The sequence below is a fragment of the Pseudomonas rustica genome (genome assembly GCF_049959085.1).
GTDB lineage: Bacteria > Pseudomonadota > Gammaproteobacteria > Pseudomonadales > Pseudomonadaceae > Aquipseudomonas > Aquipseudomonas rustica.
The window spans coordinates 5,748,534-5,764,750 of the sequence record NZ_CP188200.1; the positions used below are offsets into that span (position 1 = coordinate 5,748,534).

15 protein-coding genes are annotated in these 16,217 nt (G+C 59.8%); 6 read left to right on the forward strand and 9 right to left on the reverse strand.

Annotation, left to right across the window (positions count from 1 at the left end; all coding sequences use genetic code 11):
- Positions 1-125: 125 nt before the first annotated feature.
- The 6 genes from ACP3TY_RS26025 to ACP3TY_RS26050 all read right to left on the reverse strand — a co-directional run bounded on the left by ACP3TY_RS26025 (position 126) and on the right by ACP3TY_RS26050 (position 8,143).
- The gene (locus ACP3TY_RS26025) at positions 126-1,226 is read right to left on the reverse strand and encodes a polyamine ABC transporter substrate-binding protein (RefSeq protein WP_400648141.1); all 1,101 of its coding nucleotides are present in this window, start codon (positions 1,224-1,226) and stop codon (positions 126-128) included.
- Positions 1,223-2,248, reverse strand: a complete 1,026-nt coding sequence (locus ACP3TY_RS26030) for a histone deacetylase family protein (protein WP_426618804.1) — start codon at positions 2,246-2,248, stop codon at positions 1,223-1,225. Before ACP3TY_RS26030 ends, ACP3TY_RS26025 begins: the two co-directional genes overlap by 4 nt.
- A 205-nt stretch (positions 2,249-2,453) precedes the next feature.
- Complete coding sequence (locus tag ACP3TY_RS26035; protein WP_401241846.1) at positions 2,454-3,446, reverse strand: AraC family transcriptional regulator; 993 nt, start codon at positions 3,444-3,446, stop codon at positions 2,454-2,456.
- Positions 3,447-3,609: 163 nt separating this feature from the next.
- Positions 3,610-4,614: an asparaginase gene (locus tag ACP3TY_RS26040; protein WP_426618805.1), complete on the reverse strand. Its 1,005-nt coding sequence runs from the start codon at positions 4,612-4,614 to the stop codon at positions 3,610-3,612.
- A 170-nt stretch (positions 4,615-4,784) separates the two neighbouring features.
- Positions 4,785-6,233, reverse strand: coding sequence for an alanine/glycine:cation symporter family protein (locus ACP3TY_RS26045; RefSeq protein ID WP_282358220.1), 1,449 nt, complete (start codon positions 6,231-6,233; stop codon positions 4,785-4,787).
- Positions 6,234-6,718: 485 nt separating this feature from the next.
- Positions 6,719-8,143: an aspartate ammonia-lyase gene (locus ACP3TY_RS26050; RefSeq protein WP_159814480.1), complete on the reverse strand. Its 1,425-nt coding sequence runs from the start codon at positions 8,141-8,143 to the stop codon at positions 6,719-6,721.
- A 180-nt stretch (positions 8,144-8,323) separates the two neighbouring features.
- Here ACP3TY_RS26050 and ACP3TY_RS26055 point away from each other — a divergent pair, with 180 nt between their 5' ends.
- Positions 8,324-9,232 carry a LysR substrate-binding domain-containing protein gene (locus ACP3TY_RS26055; RefSeq protein WP_159814478.1) on the forward strand — a complete coding sequence of 303 codons (909 nt, stop codon included), beginning with the start codon at positions 8,324-8,326 and terminating at the stop codon, positions 9,230-9,232.
- Between the two features lie 35 nt (positions 9,233-9,267).
- Here the strand turns inward: ACP3TY_RS26055 and ACP3TY_RS26060 are convergent, their stop codons facing one another.
- Entirely contained in the window at positions 9,268-9,918 is a 651-nt protein-coding gene (locus tag ACP3TY_RS26060; RefSeq protein WP_426618806.1) for a hypothetical protein, read from the reverse strand.
- Positions 9,919-10,424: 506 nt separating this feature from the next.
- Here ACP3TY_RS26060 and purE point away from each other — a divergent pair.
- The 4 genes from purE (at position 10,425) to ACP3TY_RS26080 (ending at position 12,994) form a co-directional block, all read left to right on the forward strand.
- A complete protein-coding gene (purE, locus tag ACP3TY_RS26065; protein WP_007920220.1) occupies positions 10,425-10,916 on the forward strand; it encodes a 5-(carboxyamino)imidazole ribonucleotide mutase in 492 nt (163 codons plus the stop codon).
- Positions 10,917-10,926: 10 nt separating this feature from the next.
- The gene (locus tag ACP3TY_RS26070; RefSeq protein WP_212545377.1) at positions 10,927-12,009 is read left to right on the forward strand and encodes a 5-(carboxyamino)imidazole ribonucleotide synthase; all 1,083 of its coding nucleotides are present in this window, start codon (positions 10,927-10,929) and stop codon (positions 12,007-12,009) included.
- A gap of 109 nt (positions 12,010-12,118) precedes the next feature.
- Complete coding sequence (locus tag ACP3TY_RS26075; RefSeq protein WP_016772475.1) at positions 12,119-12,364, forward strand: GlsB/YeaQ/YmgE family stress response membrane protein; 246 nt, start codon at positions 12,119-12,121, stop codon at positions 12,362-12,364.
- 93 nt (positions 12,365-12,457) lie between these two features.
- Positions 12,458-12,994: a DUF3299 domain-containing protein gene (locus tag ACP3TY_RS26080; RefSeq protein ID WP_007920225.1), complete on the forward strand. Its 537-nt coding sequence runs from the start codon at positions 12,458-12,460 to the stop codon at positions 12,992-12,994.
- Between the two features lie 83 nt (positions 12,995-13,077).
- On the opposite strand, the gene ACP3TY_RS26085 is transcribed toward ACP3TY_RS26080, so the two are convergent.
- The gene (locus ACP3TY_RS26085; protein WP_426618807.1) at positions 13,078-13,977 is read right to left on the reverse strand and encodes a D-hexose-6-phosphate mutarotase; all 900 of its coding nucleotides are present in this window, start codon (positions 13,975-13,977) and stop codon (positions 13,078-13,080) included.
- 57 nt (positions 13,978-14,034) lie between these two features.
- Positions 14,035-14,439, reverse strand: a complete 405-nt coding sequence (locus ACP3TY_RS26090; protein ID WP_003229628.1) for an acyl-CoA thioesterase — start codon at positions 14,437-14,439, stop codon at positions 14,035-14,037.
- A gap of 376 nt (positions 14,440-14,815) precedes the next feature.
- Between ACP3TY_RS26090 and ACP3TY_RS26095 the strand changes: the two genes are divergently transcribed.
- A complete protein-coding gene (locus tag ACP3TY_RS26095; RefSeq protein ID WP_426618808.1) occupies positions 14,816-16,114 on the forward strand; it encodes an MFS transporter in 1,299 nt (432 codons plus the stop codon).
- Positions 16,115-16,217 lie beyond the last annotated feature (103 nt).

The window sequence follows — 16,217 nt, forward strand, 5'->3', positions numbered from 1 at the left end:
TGACGGTTGGGTCGGGAAAGCACATGACGGTAGCGAGGCGTTTGTGGGGCGTGGTGGTATCTATGTATCGCACGCCAAAAAAAGACCCGCACGATGGCGGGTCGGATTGTTTCAGAAGCAAATCATCAGGTACCGGATTTGATTTTCGTCCAGGCCCGGGTGCGTGCGCGTTCGGCATCACGCGGTAGCGGTTGCAGGGTGTAAAGGGTGTTCATCGCCGCGTCGGTCGGGTACAGATTGGGGTTGTTGCGGATCGTCGGATCGACCCGTTCGGTGGCGTCCTTGTTTGGGTTCGGATAGCCGACAAAGTCGCTGACCGGGGCAATCACTGCCGGTTGCAGCAGGTAGTTGATAAAGGTGTAGGCGTCCTCGGTGTTCTTCGCGCCTTTCGGAATGGCGAGCATGTCGAACCAGATCGGTGCGCCTTCTTTGGGCAGGCGCATGTCGACCACCACGCCGTTTTTGGCTTCCTTCGCCCGATTGGCGGCCTGCGAGAAACTGCCGGAATAACCGACCGCCACGCAGATGTCACCGTTGGCGATATCGGCCATGTATTTGGACGAGTGGAAGTAGGTCACGTACGGACGGATCTTCATCAGCAGTGCTTCGGCTTTGGCATAGTCGGCCGGGTTTTTGCTGTTCGGATCGAGGCCGAGATGTTGCAAGGCCAGCGGCAGAATCTCTGACGGCGAATCCAGCAGGGCGACGCCGCACTGTTTGAGTTTGCTGATGTTTTCTTCCTTGAAAATCAGATCCCAACTGTCCACCGGCGCGTTGTCACCCAGTGCGGCTTTGACCTTGGCCGGGTTGAAGCCGATCAGGATCGTGCCGTACATGTACGGCACGGCAAACTTGTTACCCGGGTCGTTGGCTTCGATCAGCTTCATCAGTTTCGGATCGAGGTGATTCCAGTTCGGCAGCTTGCTGCGATCCAGCGGCTGGAACACCCCGGCCTCGATCTGCTTGGCGAGGAACACGTTGGACGGCACCACCACGTCGTAGCCGGAATTACCGGTGAGCAGCTTTGCCTCCAGCGCTTCGTTGGTGTCGAAGATGTCGTAGATCAATCTGGTCTGGGTGTTCTGCGCCTTGAAGTCTTCCAGCGCCTTGGGCGTGATGTAGTCGAACCAGTTGTAGACGCGCAACGTGCGTTCTTCGGCGTGGACGACACCGCTCAGCAGCGCCGCGCACATTGCTGGGGCGATCACCTGCTTGAGCGTTTTCATTGTTCAAAGCCTTCGAGCACGTTCACCGCGTTGATGCCGATTTCTTCTACCGCGTAACCGCCCTCCATGACGAACAGCGTTGGCTTGCCGAGAGCGGCAATGCGTTTGCCCATCGCCAGGTAATCCGGGCTGTCGAGTTTGAACTGCGAGATCGGATCGTCCTTGAACGTGTCGACGCCGAGCGACACGACAATCACGTCGGCGCCGTAGCGGTCGATTTCGCCGCAGCACTGCTCCAGCGCTGCGCTCCAGACGTCGTAGCCGGAACCGGCCGGCAATGGATAGTTGAAGTTGAAGCCTTCACCGGCGCCTTCACCGCGCTCGTCGTCATAGCCAAGGAAGAACGGAAATTCCGCTTCCGGGTGGCCGTGGATCGAAGTGAACAGCACGTCGCTGCGCTCGTAGAAAATCGACTGCGTGCCGTTGCCGTGGTGGTAGTCGACGTCGAGGATCGCGACTTTCTTGTGGCCTGCATCGAGGAAGGCTTGCGCGGCGATGGCGGCGTTGTTGAGGTAGCAATAACCGCCCATCAAATCGCTGGCAGCGTGGTGTCCCGGTGGGCGGCACAGGGCGAAGGCTGCGCGTGCGCCATTCTGGATTTCTGCTTGAGCGGTCAGGGCGACTTGCGCTGCGCTGTAGGCTGCTTGCCAGGTGCCGGCGGTGATCGGCGCGCCGCCGTCGAAGCTGTAATAACCGAGTTGGCCGTGCAGGCTGGTCGGTTTGATCGCGCGCAAGGTGCGCGCCGGCCAGGTGTAGGGCAGCAAGTCGCCGTCGGTGTTGAATTCAGTCCAGCGATCCCAGGCGCCTTTGAAGAAATCGAGGTAGTCGCGGCTGTGGATGCGGGCGATCGGTTCGAGGCCGAAATCCTTCGGTGCTTCGACCGGGCCGAGGTTCTGGTTTTGTACGCGTTGCAACACATGGTCGGCGCGCGAGGGCATCTCGAAGCATGGTTTGAGCTGGCCATCGATGAGTTCGCAGCGGCCATGGTGCAGGTGGTGATCGTCTGAGTAGATCGTCAGCATTTGTTGTTCTCCGCAAGGCTGGTTCGGTTGCGTCCAGTGTTGCGGCGCGAGACGAATCGGAGAACGGCAGGAAAGGCCAAAAGGGGATTGATCTGGCCAAAACCTCTGACCGCAATTCGCCCCTTGAGGATCAAAAGATCGCAGCCTGCGGCAGCTCCTACACCGATCCCTGTAGGAGCTGCCGAAGGCTGCGATCTTTAGATTTTCAAGCCCTGAATTGGCTGGGGGCAACGCCGCTCCAGCGTACAAAGGCATGGCGGAAACTCGCGGTCTCGCTGAAGCCCAGCGTTTCGGCAATGCGATAGATCGGCAACTGATCCTCACACAACATCTGCTTGGCCCGCTCGAAACGCAGTTCATCGAGCAGTTCCTGATAGCTGCTGCCCATGTCCTTCAGATGGCGGCGCAAGGTGCGTGGTGAACACTTCATCTGCTGCGCCAATCCCTCCAGCCCCGGCGCGGCATTCAACTGCGCACTGAGCAACTGCCGGATCCGCCCCAGCCACGCCTGACGCCCGGTGAATTCGAGGTTCTGCTTGCGGCAACGTTCGGCCATGGCTTGGTGGGTAATGGCATCCGCCAACGGCAGCGGTTGATCGAGCCAGTGTCGGTCGAAGGCGAAGGCGTTGTCCTTGGCGGCGAAGTGCAGCGGCGAGTTGAAGTGTTCGGCATAGCTGTCGCGGTAATCCGGCGCGGCGTGTTCGAACCGCGTGGCGAGCAGCGGCAGCGGATGCCCGAGCAAGTCATCGCAAATCACCTTCAGCGAGACCAGGCAGAACTCGGCATTGAACACCGCCATCGCCGGACTCTCGCGATAGTCCGCCGCAACGAACCAGACGCGCTCACCATCGTCTTCCAGGCTCAGTTCGAAAAGTGTTCCCAACAGCGCCGGATAACGGATCGCCAAACGCAAAGCGTCACCGAAGGTGGCACAGGTCAGCAGCGCGTAACCGAGGATGCCGTAGCAGGAAACGTGCATGCGCCGGCCCAGTTCCAGGCCGATATCGTGCTTGAGCGCGACCGCGTTGGCGCAGACCTGCATCTCTTGGTTGGTGGTGATGCGTGTGTCGGCACGGTTTAAATCCGCCGCACTGATGCCGCTGCCGTTGAGCAGCGCCTCGCTCGACAGGCCTTCTGCCTTGAAGGTGTTGAGGATCAGCGAGACCGCGTTGAGGGTAGTGAGGTGGGAGTGCAGCATGTGATCTTCCAGCCTTGAGATAGCTGGAATGCAGCAAGTTGCATGCCGTACGCGATCCTTGTAGGAGCAAGGCTTGCCCGCGAAGAACGATGACACGGTGTATCTGTGTCATCGAGGTGGGCCATTCGCGGGCAAGCCTTGCTCCTACAAGGGCGGGGTGGTGTCAGAGGAGTTCGCCGCAGAGGTCGAGTTCAATCAGGCGGCGCACTTCTTCAGTTTCAAGCCCAGCACCGAGCAACCCGTGCAACTTGCCAAACGCCGCCTCACGGGTCATGCCGCCACCGGACAACACGCCAACCCCGCGCAAGCGGCTGCCCGCTTCATACACATCCAGCTCAACCCCACCTTCATGGCATTGCGTCACGGCAACGACTACCACGCCGTTATCCCGCGCGCGGCCGAGGCTCGCCAGAAACTCCGGGTTGTCGCTCGGCCCGGTGCCGCTGCCGTAGCATTCCAGCACCAGACCCTGAATGCCGCTGTCGAGCAGGCCATCAAGAACTCCAGCGCTAATGCCGGGGAACAATGGCAGCACGGCAACTTTGGCCAGTTGCTTCGGATGGTTATAGCTCAACGACGCCGGAATCGAAGGCGCTTTCACACCGCCGCCCTGACGCTCCAGACGCTTGAACGGATGACGGCCAAAGCTGCGCACTTTTGCGCAACGGGTCGGCGCCAGCAGTTCGCCGTGGAAGTACAAATGCACGCCCGGCGCCAGGCCTTGGCCGAGGGCAACCAGTGCGCCACCGAGGTTTTCCCAGGCATCGCTGTCGGTCACGCCCTCCGGCAGCATCGAACCGGTGAAGCACACGCGCGCATGCAGGCCGAGCAACTGGAAGCTCATCGCCGCCGCGCTGTACGCCAGCGTGTCGGTGCCGTGCAGGATCAGCACGCTGTCGCAGCCTTGCACGTCCACGGCATCGACCACCGCTTCACGCAGTTGCTGCCAATAGGTCGGGGTCATGTTGGCGCTGTCGATCAGCGGCGACATCTCGCGAAAGCGCCACTGCGGCACGACGAGTTCAGGCTGGCTGTGCAGGTAATCGCGCATCCGCGCTTCAAAACCGGACGCCGGGGCCAGGCCATTGGCGCTGGCCTGCATGCCGATGGTGCCACCGGTGTAGAGCACCATGACGTGTTGGGCGGCGGGATAAGTCGAAGGGTTCATAGGATTCTCCGAAACGATGAGTTCCTGTAGGAGTGAGCCTGCTCGCGATAGCGGTCTTTCAGCCAACATAAAGGTTGAATGATGAACCGCTATCGCGAGCAGGCTCACTCCTACAAGTTATTGCATCACAATAACTGACGGGCGCAGGGGATGCGCCCGTCATTCACCTGTCAGCGTTGCGCTGCAGGCACGCCTTGCGGCTCGGCTTCGGTCTTGCCCGCTGTTGCCGGCGGGTTGGTTGGCCAGGCTTTCAGGTCCAGATCCAGATCAGCAAATTTGCTGGAGTCGAACACAGGCTGTTTGACGCCGGCGCGGCGCTGCTCGTCGTAGTCGCGCATTACGCGCATGCCGACCTTGAACAGCATGGCCAAAGCCACCAGGTTGACGAAGGCCAGGCAGGTCATGGTGATGTCGGCGAAGGCGAACACGGTCGACAGATCCTGCATCGAACCCCAGACCACCAGCGCCAGCACCAGGCCACGGAAAATCATCAGCGCAGCGCGGTTGCGGGTGAGGAACTGCAAGCTGTTCTCGCCCAGGTAGTAGTTGTAGAGGATGCAGGTGAAGACGAACAGCGACAGCGCAACGCTGACGAACATGCGGCCCCAGTCACCGACCACGGCGGCCAGCGAGTTCTGGGTCAGGACGATGCCGTCACCTTCAAAGCCCGGCGTGTAGAAGCCCGACAGCAGGATCAGCAGCGCGGTGCAGGTGCAGATCACGAAGGTGTCGAGGAACACGCTGAAAGCCTGAACCACGCCCTGCGCGCCCGGGTGTTTCACCGCAGCCACGGCGGCGACGTTCGGCGCACTGCCCAGGCCCGCTTCGTTGGCGAACACGCCACGCTTCACGCCCATGACGATGGCGCTGCCGAGCAGACCACCAAAGGCCGGGTCGAGACCGAAGGCGCTCTTGATGATGGTTTCCAGCATGGCGGGCACGTGTTCGATCTGGGTGCCGATCACGTACAGGGTCACGCCGATATAGGCCAGGGTCTTGATCGGTACCAACAGGTCGGATACCGAAGCGATGCGCTTGATGCCGCCGAGGAAGGTGATGGCCAGCAGCACCGCCAGGACGATACCGGTGTGGCGCGGGTCGAATTCAAAGGCGTTCTGCAGCGAGTGGGTCACGGTGTAGGACTGCAGGCCAATGAAGGCAAAGCCGTAGGTGACCAGCAGCAGAACGGAGAACACCACGGCCATGCCTTTGAGCTTCAGGCCGTGCTGAATGTAGTAGGCCGGGCCACCACGGTACAGACCGTCGCCATCGGCGCGTTTGTAGACTTGGGCCAGAGTACATTCGAAGAAGCTGCTGGACATGCCGACCAGTGCGGTCACCCACATCCAGAACACCGCACCCGGACCGCCGAGGGTCACGGCAATGCCGACACCGGCGATGTTGCCTGCACCGACGCGGCCGGCGAGGCTGAGCATCAGGGCCTGGAACGAGCTGAGTTGGCCGGCGCTGCCTTTGAGGCTGTCGCGGAACACCGCGAACATGTGGAAGAAGTGCCGCAGTTGAACGAAACGCGAGCGAATCGTGAAGTAGCTACCGAGCCCGACAATGAGCACGATCAGTACTTTGCCTGAGAGGAAGTCGTTGATGACTTCGAGCATGGATTTTTCCTCGCTGTTTTTTGTGTAAGCAAATGCTGGATGGGAGAAACATCGTGTTACACCGGTTTGCGCGCGGCACAACAGGTGAGGCGAAGGTTTCGTCCCGGTTCCAAATCGCGGGTTTGTTATTAGTTCGGGTTTCACATGGGTGATGGCCTCGTTACCGACGACCGCTCATGCGAAGAGGGGCGGCACTATACCGATCAGTGCGGCGCCCGTCTGCACAGTCGTGGTGCAAGCGACGAAACGAGGATGCTGCAAGATCAAAAGATCGCAGCCTTCGGCAGCTCCTACAGGAGTACATCTATCATGTAGGAGCTGCCTAAGGCTGCGATCTTGGCGGTATCAAATACACAAAACATTTAACGTCCTGCCCGCAAAGAAGTTAAAAAAAAGGGCCTGGGGACTAAATCCCCAAGCCCTCAAAAGGTGAGAGGTGTCTAGTCCCTCGACCTGGTGAGCGGTGCTACAAGTAACGCGTCGATTCAGCCTTTGAGCGGAACCAGACGCGGAGCAATCATGTTTTCCGGGCGCAGGATGTCGGCGAGCATGGCTTCGTCGAGCAGACCTTCTTCGCGCACCAGTTCCAGCACGCCGCGGCCGCTTTCAAGGGCGAGACCGGCGATGCGGGTGGCGTTTTTGTAGCCGATGTACGGGTTCAGTGCGGTAACCAGACCGATCGAGTGCTCGACCAGTTCACGGCAGCGCGCTTCGTTGGCGGTGATGCCGACGATGCAGTGCTCGCGCAGCATGTCCATGGCGCGTTGCAGCAGGCGGATCGAGTCGAAGATCTTGAACGCGATCAGCGGCTCCATCACGTTCAGCTGCAGTTGGCCGCCTTCGGCTGCCATGGTCAGCGCCAGGTCGTTACCGATCACTTGGAACGCGACTTGGTTAACGGCTTCCGGGATTACCGGGTTGACCTTGCCGGGCATGATCGAGCTGCCTGGCTGACGCGCTGGCAGGTTGATTTCGTTGATGCCGGTGCGTGGGCCGCTGGACAGCAGGCGCAGGTCGTTGCAGATCTTCGACAGCTTGACCGCGGTGCGCTTGAGCATGCCGGAGAACAGTACGAAAGCGCCCATGTCGGAAGTCGCTTCGATCAGGTCGGCCGCCGGAACCAGCGGTTGACCGCTGATCAGGGCCAGACGCTGAACCGCCAGCGCTTGGTAACGCGGGTCGGCGTTGATGCCGGTACCGATCGCGGTGCCGCCCAGGTTCACTTCAGTCAGCAGTTCCGGGGCCAGCGTCTTCAGACGGGCCAGGTCTTCGCCCATGGTGGTGGCGAAAGCACGGAATTCCTGGCCGAGGGTCATCGGCACAGCATCTTGCAGCTGGGTACGGCCCATTTTCAGGACGTGATCGAATTCTTTGCCCTTGGCCGCGAACGCCTGAATCAGGCTGTCGAGGCTGGCCAGCAGGGTGTCGTGACCGAGCAACAGGCCCAGGCGGATTGCCGTTGGGTAAGCGTCGTTGGTCGACTGCGCCATGTTGACGTCGTCGTTCGGGTGCAGGAACTGGTACTCGCCTTTCTGGTGACCCATTGCTTCGAGGGCAATGTTGGCGATCACTTCGTTGGCGTTCATGTTGGTGGAAGTACCGGCACCACCTTGAATCATGTCGACCACGAACTCTTCGTGGAAATCACCGCGGATCAATCGCGCACAGGCTTCGCTGATGGCAGCGTGCTTGGCTTCGCTCAGATGACCCAACTCGCGGTTGGCGTCAGCAGCGGCCTGTTTGACCATTGCCAGACCGACAACGAGTTTTGGGTAATGCGAAATCGGAACGCCGGAGAGACGGAAGTTATTCACCGCTCGCAGGGTCTGGATGCCGTAATACGCTTGAGCCGGTACTTCGAGGGCGCCAAGCAGGTCGTTTTCTGTGCGGAAAGATGCAGCGGAGGACATGATAGAAATCATCTCGATATGGACCCGGTCTGTGCCGGAACGCTGCGAATGCTAGGCTTGTGGGGAATTTTGGGCCAATGCTGTTAAGCACTGCCCTATGCACATTCGGCATAATGCCCGTGTGACGCCGCGTGCGCGGCAGACGTGTGACCTGTTTTGGTGCGTGTCCGGGAGGACGTGATGAATCTGGAAAGCAAATGGCTCGAGGACTTCAGTGCTCTGGCCGCCACCCGCAGCTTCTCGCAAGCGGCCGAACGACGCTTCGTGACGCAGCCGGCATTCAGTCGGCGCATCCGCAGTCTGGAAGCCGCATTGGGGCTGACATTGGTCAATCGCTCGCGCACGCCGATCGAACTGACGGCGGCGGGGCAGTTGTTTCTGGTGACCGCACGCACGGTGGTTGAACAGCTCGGTGAAGTGCTGCGCCATCTGCATCATCTGGAGGGCGGGCAGGGCGAAGTGATGCAAGTCGCTGCCGCTCACTCGCTGGCACTGGGTTTCTTTCCGCGCTGGATCGCGCAACTGCGCAATGAAGGTTTGAACATTGCCACGCGACTGGTCGCGACCAACGTCGGCGATGCGGTGCATGCGCTGCGTGAGGGTGGCTGCGATCTGATGCTGGCGTTCTACGACCCGGACGCGGCGATGCAGATGGACCCGGAAATTTTCCCCTCGCTGCATTTGGGCCAGACCGAGATGCTGCCGGTGTGCGCGGCGGATGCCGAGGGCAAGCCGCTGTTCGATCTGGAAGGGGAAGCGAGTGTGCCGTTGCTTGCTTACAGCGCCGGTGCTTTTCTCGGGCGCTCGGTGAACGGCTTGCTGCGTCAGCGGCAGGTGCGCTTTACCACTATTTATGAAACCGCGATGGCGGACAGTTTGAAGAGCATGGCGCTGGAAGGGTTGGGCATTGCCTGGGTGCCGCAACTCAGCGTGCGTGCGGAATTGGCGCGTGGCGAACTGGTGGTCTGCGGCGGCCCGCAATGGCATGTGCCGCTGGAGATTCGCCTTTACCGCTGCGCCTTGGTGCGCAAAGCCAACGTCCGCCTGCTGTGGCGCAAGCTTGAAGGCGGTGCGGCTGGCGGTGCGTGATGTCCGTGCAGCCGCCGTGTCGCGGAAAAATGCGTTCAGGGAACATTGCTCAAAAAGTTACTGATCCTTGCCCGATTCGCTTCGGTGAAGGTGTGGCAGTTGCCGACCAACAATTTCGGGTTCGGGATCATGTAACTTTCACACCACCAACCGCCTCGGTAGAACACTTCAGAATTTTCATGCAGGGCGTCTAGCGTGTGGCCAATTTCATGTCCGACATTGGCTGCTGACTTGAGAGATGCAATGGCCGCTTGTTGCCCAGTTCCGGCAAGGCCAGCGACACGATCATTTAGAGCGCTTTTGGTCAGTAGAATGAATTTTGTAGTTCGTGTGGACGGAAGATTTTTTTCGACTTTATAGTCGTGCGTGCGATCCCTCCACTTTTTCATAGTGACTAGCTCGTCTTCATTCATATACGCAAAGTCAGTATAAGTCGGCTGATTGCGTATAAATTGAACTGATACGCGGCGTCCCGTAACGCCCTCCAGTTCCTTGACCATAGGCAGGAAATGTTCGGTAAATATCTCCGACTGTGGCTGGGTTACATCGTCGTGGATGAAGGCGTGGATGAATATCGGTATTTTCCCCCCAAGCGGCGCAGCAAGCGACCTGGCTAGCGTCTTGTGTTGTTCAGCTGGCCATGGAGTGTCATCGATAGCGACCGTGGCTTGAGTCATCGTAGTCATGAACAGGCTGCCAAGCAGCGCACATGTGATTGTTAATATATTTGGCATTTTAGTTGTTTTCGAAGTGGAAATGTTTGGATGAATTAGATGTGTGCCTCGTTGTAAGGCAGGGTCAGATTATTAGCGTGTTAGTGTTTGTTTGTGCAGTCTTTATATGTGTCAGTGAATGTTCTGTTATCAAGTATTGCAGTATGGATAGTTGTTTTTATGTTGGGCGTTATTTGATGTTTGTAATGCTTAATATTTGCAGGCGGCCTTGCGCCGTTAATGCCGAGCTGAAACGGTTTGCAGAGGCTGGCGCGCTGACTTGAAAGTCAGCAAAAACAGAAAAAGAGCCGCTAAGACAGATGGTCGTCGAAGGGGCTGTTTATTGCTTTCTTTGCGGTATACTGCGCGGCCTTCGGCCGGCACGTCCGGCCATTTTTCGTACAATCAAGCCACGCAACCTGCGTGGCTTGTTGTTTTATGACGCGCCTGCGGGCGCTCCAGAGAGAAGAGGCGCGACGATGAGTGCACTGGTTGGCGTGATCATGGGCTCCAAGTCCGATTGGTCCACCCTTAGCCACACCGCCGATATGCTGGAAAAGCTCGGCATCCCGTACGAGGTCAAAGTGGTCTCTGCCCACCGTACCCCGGATCTGCTGTTCCAGTACGCCGAAGAGGCTGAAAGCCGCGGCATCGAGGTGATTATCGCCGGTGCCGGTGGCGCAGCCCACTTGCCAGGCATGTGTGCGGCCAAGACCCACCTGCCGGTGCTCGGTGTGCCGGTGCAGTCGGCCATGCTCTCGGGCGTCGACTCGCTGCTGTCCATCGTGCAGATGCCAGCGGGCATTCCGGTCGCCACTCTGGCTATCGGCAAGGCCGGCGCGATCAACGCCGCGCTGCTCTCGGCGAGCATCCTTGGCGCCAAGCATCCGCAGTTCCACGCGGTACTGAAAACCTTCCGTGCCGAGCAGACAGACAGCGTCCTGGACAATCCAGACCCACGTATTGCCTGAGGTTGTTGAGATGAAGATCGGTGTAATCGGTGGCGGCCAGTTGGGTCGCATGTTGGCCCTGGCGGGCACTCCGCTGGGCATGAACTTCGCTTTCCTCGACCCTGCGCCGGACGCTTGCGCCGCGGCGCTGGGCGAACACCTGCGGGCCGATTACGGCGATCAGGATCATCTGCGCCAACTGGCCGATGAAGTCGATCTGGTGACCTTCGAGTTCGAAAGTGTTCCAGCGGAAACCGTGGCATTCCTGTCGCAATTCGTTCCGGTTTATCCGAGCGCCGACGCCCTGCGCATCGCTCGCGATCGCTGGTTCGAAAAGAGCATGTTCAAGGATCTGGGCATCCCGACCCCGGCCTTCGCCGACATTCAATCGCAAGCCGATCTGGATGCTGCCGTGGCTTCGATCGGTCTGCCGGCCGTGCTGAAAACCCGCACTCTGGGTTATGACGGTAAGGGCCAGAAAGTCCTGCGCAAGCCGGAAGACGTGGTCGACACCTTCGCCGAACTGGGCAGCGTCTCCTGCCTGCTGGAAGGCTTTGTGCCGTTCACCGGTGAAGTCTCGTTGATCGCCGTGCGCGCTCGTGATGGCGAAACCAAGTTCTATCCGCTGGTACACAATACCCACGACAGCGGCATCCTCAAGCTGTCCGTTGCCAGCACCGATCACCCGTTGCAGGCGTTGGCCGAAGACTACTCGAGCCGTGTGCTCAAGCAGCTCGACTACGTCGGCGTGATGGCGTTCGAGTTCTTTGAAGTCGACGGTGGCTTGAAAGCCAACGAAATCGCCCCGCGCGTGCACAACTCCGGGCACTGGACCACCGAAGGCGCCGAGTGCAGCCAGTTCGAAAACCATCTGCGCGCCGTTGCCGGCCTGCCGTTGGGTTCGACGGCCAAGGTCGGCGAGAGCGCAATGCTCAACTTCATCGGCGTTGTGCCGCCGGTTGAGAAGGTCATCGCCATCGAAGATTGTCATCTGCATCACTACGGCAAAGCCTTCAAGGCCGGGCGCAAGGTCGGTCACGCCAACCTGCGCTGCGCCGACATGGCCACGCTGCAGGCGCAGATCGTCAAGGTCGAAGCGCTGATCGCCGAGTAATTCAGTTTCATGTGTCTGCGGCGGAACCATTCAGGGGCCGCCGTTCTCTCATGGCAGGATGCCAAAGTCTGACTAGGCTTCGCATATCTACTACTGAGAGGGAATTGCCATGGGAATTATCGGAACCATCTTTATCGGCTTGATCGTCGGCCTGCTGGCTCGGTTCCTGAAACCGGGCGATGACAGCATGGGCTGGATCATGACCATCCTGCTCGGTATCGGCGGTTCGTTGGCGGCCACTTATGGCGGCCAGGCTCTGGGCATTTATCAGGCGGGCGAGGGCGCAGGCTTCCTCGGCGCACTGGTCGGTGCAGTCGTGTTGCTGGTGATCTACGGCCTGATCAAAAAGAACTGATCCAAAGCGACAAAGTCCTCTCTGCCAACGCGGCAGGGAGGGCTAGAATGCTCGGCGATTCAACGTTCATTCCCTTCTATACCGAGCACCTTCATGCGCCGTCTTCTGTTGACTCTCCTTTTCCTGGGCAGCGGTTTGGCCCACGCCGGCGAACTGCCGGAAACCGACTGGCTCGAACTGATGCCCAAGTCGGATCAAAAGGCCCTCGAGGCCATGCCTGAAATCGACCACAACTCCCCGGAAGCCACCGGCACCTTCACCGAGAAGGGCGGGATGAAGCAGGCCAAAGGTCTGCCGGCGGTGATGTATTCGACCAAAACCGTGGCGTCGATGAACGACAAACACATCCGCATCGGTGGTTACCCGGTGCCGCTGGAGTCTGACGCCAAGGGCCGCAGCACGTTGTTCTTCCTCGTGCCGTATCCGGGCGCGTGCATCCACGTGCCGCCACCGCCACCGAATCAACTGGTGCTGGTGCGTTATCCGAAGGGCTTGAAGCTGGACGATATCTACACGCCGCTGTGGGTGACCGGCACGCTGAAAGTCGAGAAGGTCAGCAATGACCTGGCTGACGCAGCGTATGCGCTGGAAGCCGATAAGGTGCGGGTGGTGCAGGAATCTGATCTCTAAAGCAAAAGATCGCAGCCTTCGGCAGCTCCTACAGGGATATGCATTCCAATGCAGGAGCTGCCGAAGGCTGCGATCTTTTGATCTTAAAGCGGTTTGCTGGCGACACTGACGCCCATGGTATGGCTCGCACCCGGCGCGAGCGTGACGATGTCATCCATCACGTTCGCCGTCTCGATGCACAGCATGCGCTGCCAGCCATCGTTATCCATGTCAGCAAGCGCCGCCGCGCGATCGATCCACGGGTTCCAGATCACTGCCGTGCGCGAGCCGGTGGCGGTCAGCACAATGTGCCGCTTCCAGGTCGGGTCGACGATGCTCAGTTGTGGTGGAGCGTCGAGGTAGATGCGGTCGGTCTCACCGGCAAACTGCAGGTCACCTTGCTGACGGTTGGTTTTCCAGTCATCCAGCGTCTCGATGTAATTCAAGCCATCGACGCCATCGACGTGCACGTTGCGCACATCGCTGACCGCGAAATAGGTGTGCAGCGCCTGGCTCAGGCTGACGGTGTCACTGCCACGGTTGTGGCTGGTCAGGCTGAAACTCAGCTGTTCGGACAAATGCAGGGTCAGGGTCAAATCGACCTGATGCGGCCAGTCCGGCAGGCCGCCTTCGGGATAGGGCAGTTTGAACTCGACCTTGACGCCGTCAGCCTCTGATTCGATGCCACCCAACTCCCAATCCATCGCCCGCACCAGACCGTGCGCGGGTGCCGGTTGCTCACCGGTGTACATGGCCTGCACGCTCTGCGGGTTGCGTTCGAACTTGCCGAACCACGGCCAGCACACCGGCACGCCGGCGCGGATGCTCTTGCCAGTCTTGAACACCGCCTTATCGTTGAGCCAGATGATCGGCGGCTGGCCATCGATCTGATAACTGAGGATGTGCGCGCCTTGCTGGGCCACCAGCACTTCGGCCTGACCGTGGCGGATCCGCCAGCAGTTCAGTTCATCCAGTTTCACGGCTTCAACGTTGGGCGTGTTCATCGGACAGCTCTCAATCAGTAACAAGGACAACTATCGACCGTAAAACGGCCGCGAGGTTTAGCGCGCGCGTGGCGGCACCGAGCGGGTGCGACCGCTGCCGTCGATGGCGACGAAGACGAAAACCGCTTCGGTCACTTTACGCCACTCGCTGGACAGCGGGTCATCGCTCCACACTTCGACCATCATCTGGATCGAGCTGCGGCCGATTTCCAGGGTCTGCGTATAGAAGGACAATTGTGCGCCGACAGCGACCGGGACGAGGAACGCCATGCGGTCGATGGCAACGGTAGCGACGCGGCCACCGGCAACACGGCTGGCCATCGCGGTGCCGGCCAAATCCATCTGCGCCACCAGCCAGCCGCCGAAAATATCGCCAAAGCCGTTGGTTTCGCGCGGAAGTGCGGTGATTTGCAAGGCCAGGTCGCCTTGCGGGATCGGATCTTCTTGTTCGAGCTCTATCATGCCGAGGGTGCCTCTGACCCGTGACTCATCGTTGGTATTGCTGGTGGTAGCCGTCTTCGGGAAAAACGATTCAGCACCGAACATACTACGTTCGTCACGTTTTCCATCAGGCGCCTAAGGAGAAACTCTGCGAAACCGGCTAATCCCGAGCAAAGGCCGGGCCAACGACGTTTTCGCACAGCAACCCCCTACAAACCGGAGCAGGTTGCGAGTATATCGGTCGGTAGACTCCACGACGACCATCGGGTTCTGATTTTGACCGTCAAATACGCGCCTCTATGTGCTTTTTCGAACAATTTGCTATGGTGCCGAACCTGCCCAAGCCACCGCCAGCGTTGTTGTGGCGGCAGATCCGACTATAAGAGAAGCCCTTGCCATGACCACAGCGCCTTCGAGCCTCGCGCAGCCCGAGCAACCCGCACGACCGTTGACCCGCAATGACTACAAGACTTTGTCGCTGTCCGCCCTCGGTGGCGCGCTGGAGTTCTACGATTTCATCATCTTCGTCTTCTTCGCCACCGTGGTTGGCAAGCTGTTCTTTCCGGCCGACATGCCCGAGTGGCTGCGTCTGATGCAGACCTTCGGCATCTTCGCCGCCGGCTACCTCGCGCGGCCGTTGGGCGGCATCGTCATGGCGCACTTCGGCGATCTGCTGGGGCGCAAGAAGATGTTCACCCTGAGCATTTTCATGATGGCCGTGCCGACCCTGATCATGGGTCTGCTGCCTACATACGCACAGATCGGCATGTGGGCGCCGATTCTGCTGCTGGTGATGCGCGTGATTCAGGGCGCGGCCATCGGTGGGGAAGTGCCGGGCGCGTGGGTCTTCGTTTCCGAACACGTCCCGCAAAAGCACATGGGTTACGCCTGCGGCACCCTCACCAGCGGCCTGACCGCCGGCATCCTGCTCGGCTCGCTGGTCGCCACCGCGATCAACAGCATTTATACGCCTGCCGAAGTGTCCGATTACGCCTGGCGGATCCCGTTCCTGCTCGGCGGTGTGTTCGGCCTGTTCTCGGTTTACCTGCGCCGCTGGCTGCACGAAACCCCGGTGTTCGCCGAACTGCAACAACGTAAAGCCTTGGCTGAAGAAGTGCCGCTGCGTGCGGTGCTGCGCGACCATCGCGGCGCGATTGCAATCTCGATGCTGCTGACCTGGTTGCTCTCCGCCGGCATCGTCGTGGTCATTCTGATGACCCCGACCGTGCTGCAAACCGTTTATCACTTCACCCCGACCGAGTCGCTGCAGTCGAACAGCCTGGCGATCGTGTTCCTGAGCGTCGGCTGCATCATTTCCGGCGCGCTGGCGGATCGCTTTGGTGCCGGCCGCGTGTTTGTGTTCGGTTGCCTGGGCCTGCTGATCAGCTCGTGGACGTTCTATCACAGCCTCGCCGATCACCCGAACTGGCTGTTCCCGCTGTATGCGCTGACTGGTTTCCTGGTCGGCACCATTGGTGCGGTGCCGTATGTGATGGTGAAAGCGTTTCCGCCGGTGGTGCGCTTCAGCGGGTTGTCGTTCTCGTACAACGTGGCTTACGCGATCTTTGGCGGTTTGACGCCGATGGTGGTGAGTTTGCTGCTGAAGGAAAGCGCGATGGGGCCTGCCTACTATGTGGCGGTGCTGTGCGCGATGGGGATGCTGGTGGGGGCGTGGCTCTGGAAGAAGGGGCGCTGATTTTCCCTCCCGCCTGATCGTTCCCACGCTCCGCGTGGGAATGCATCCCGTGACGCTCCGCGTCACCTCTCAAATGCGGACGCAGAGCGTCCATGGCGGCGTT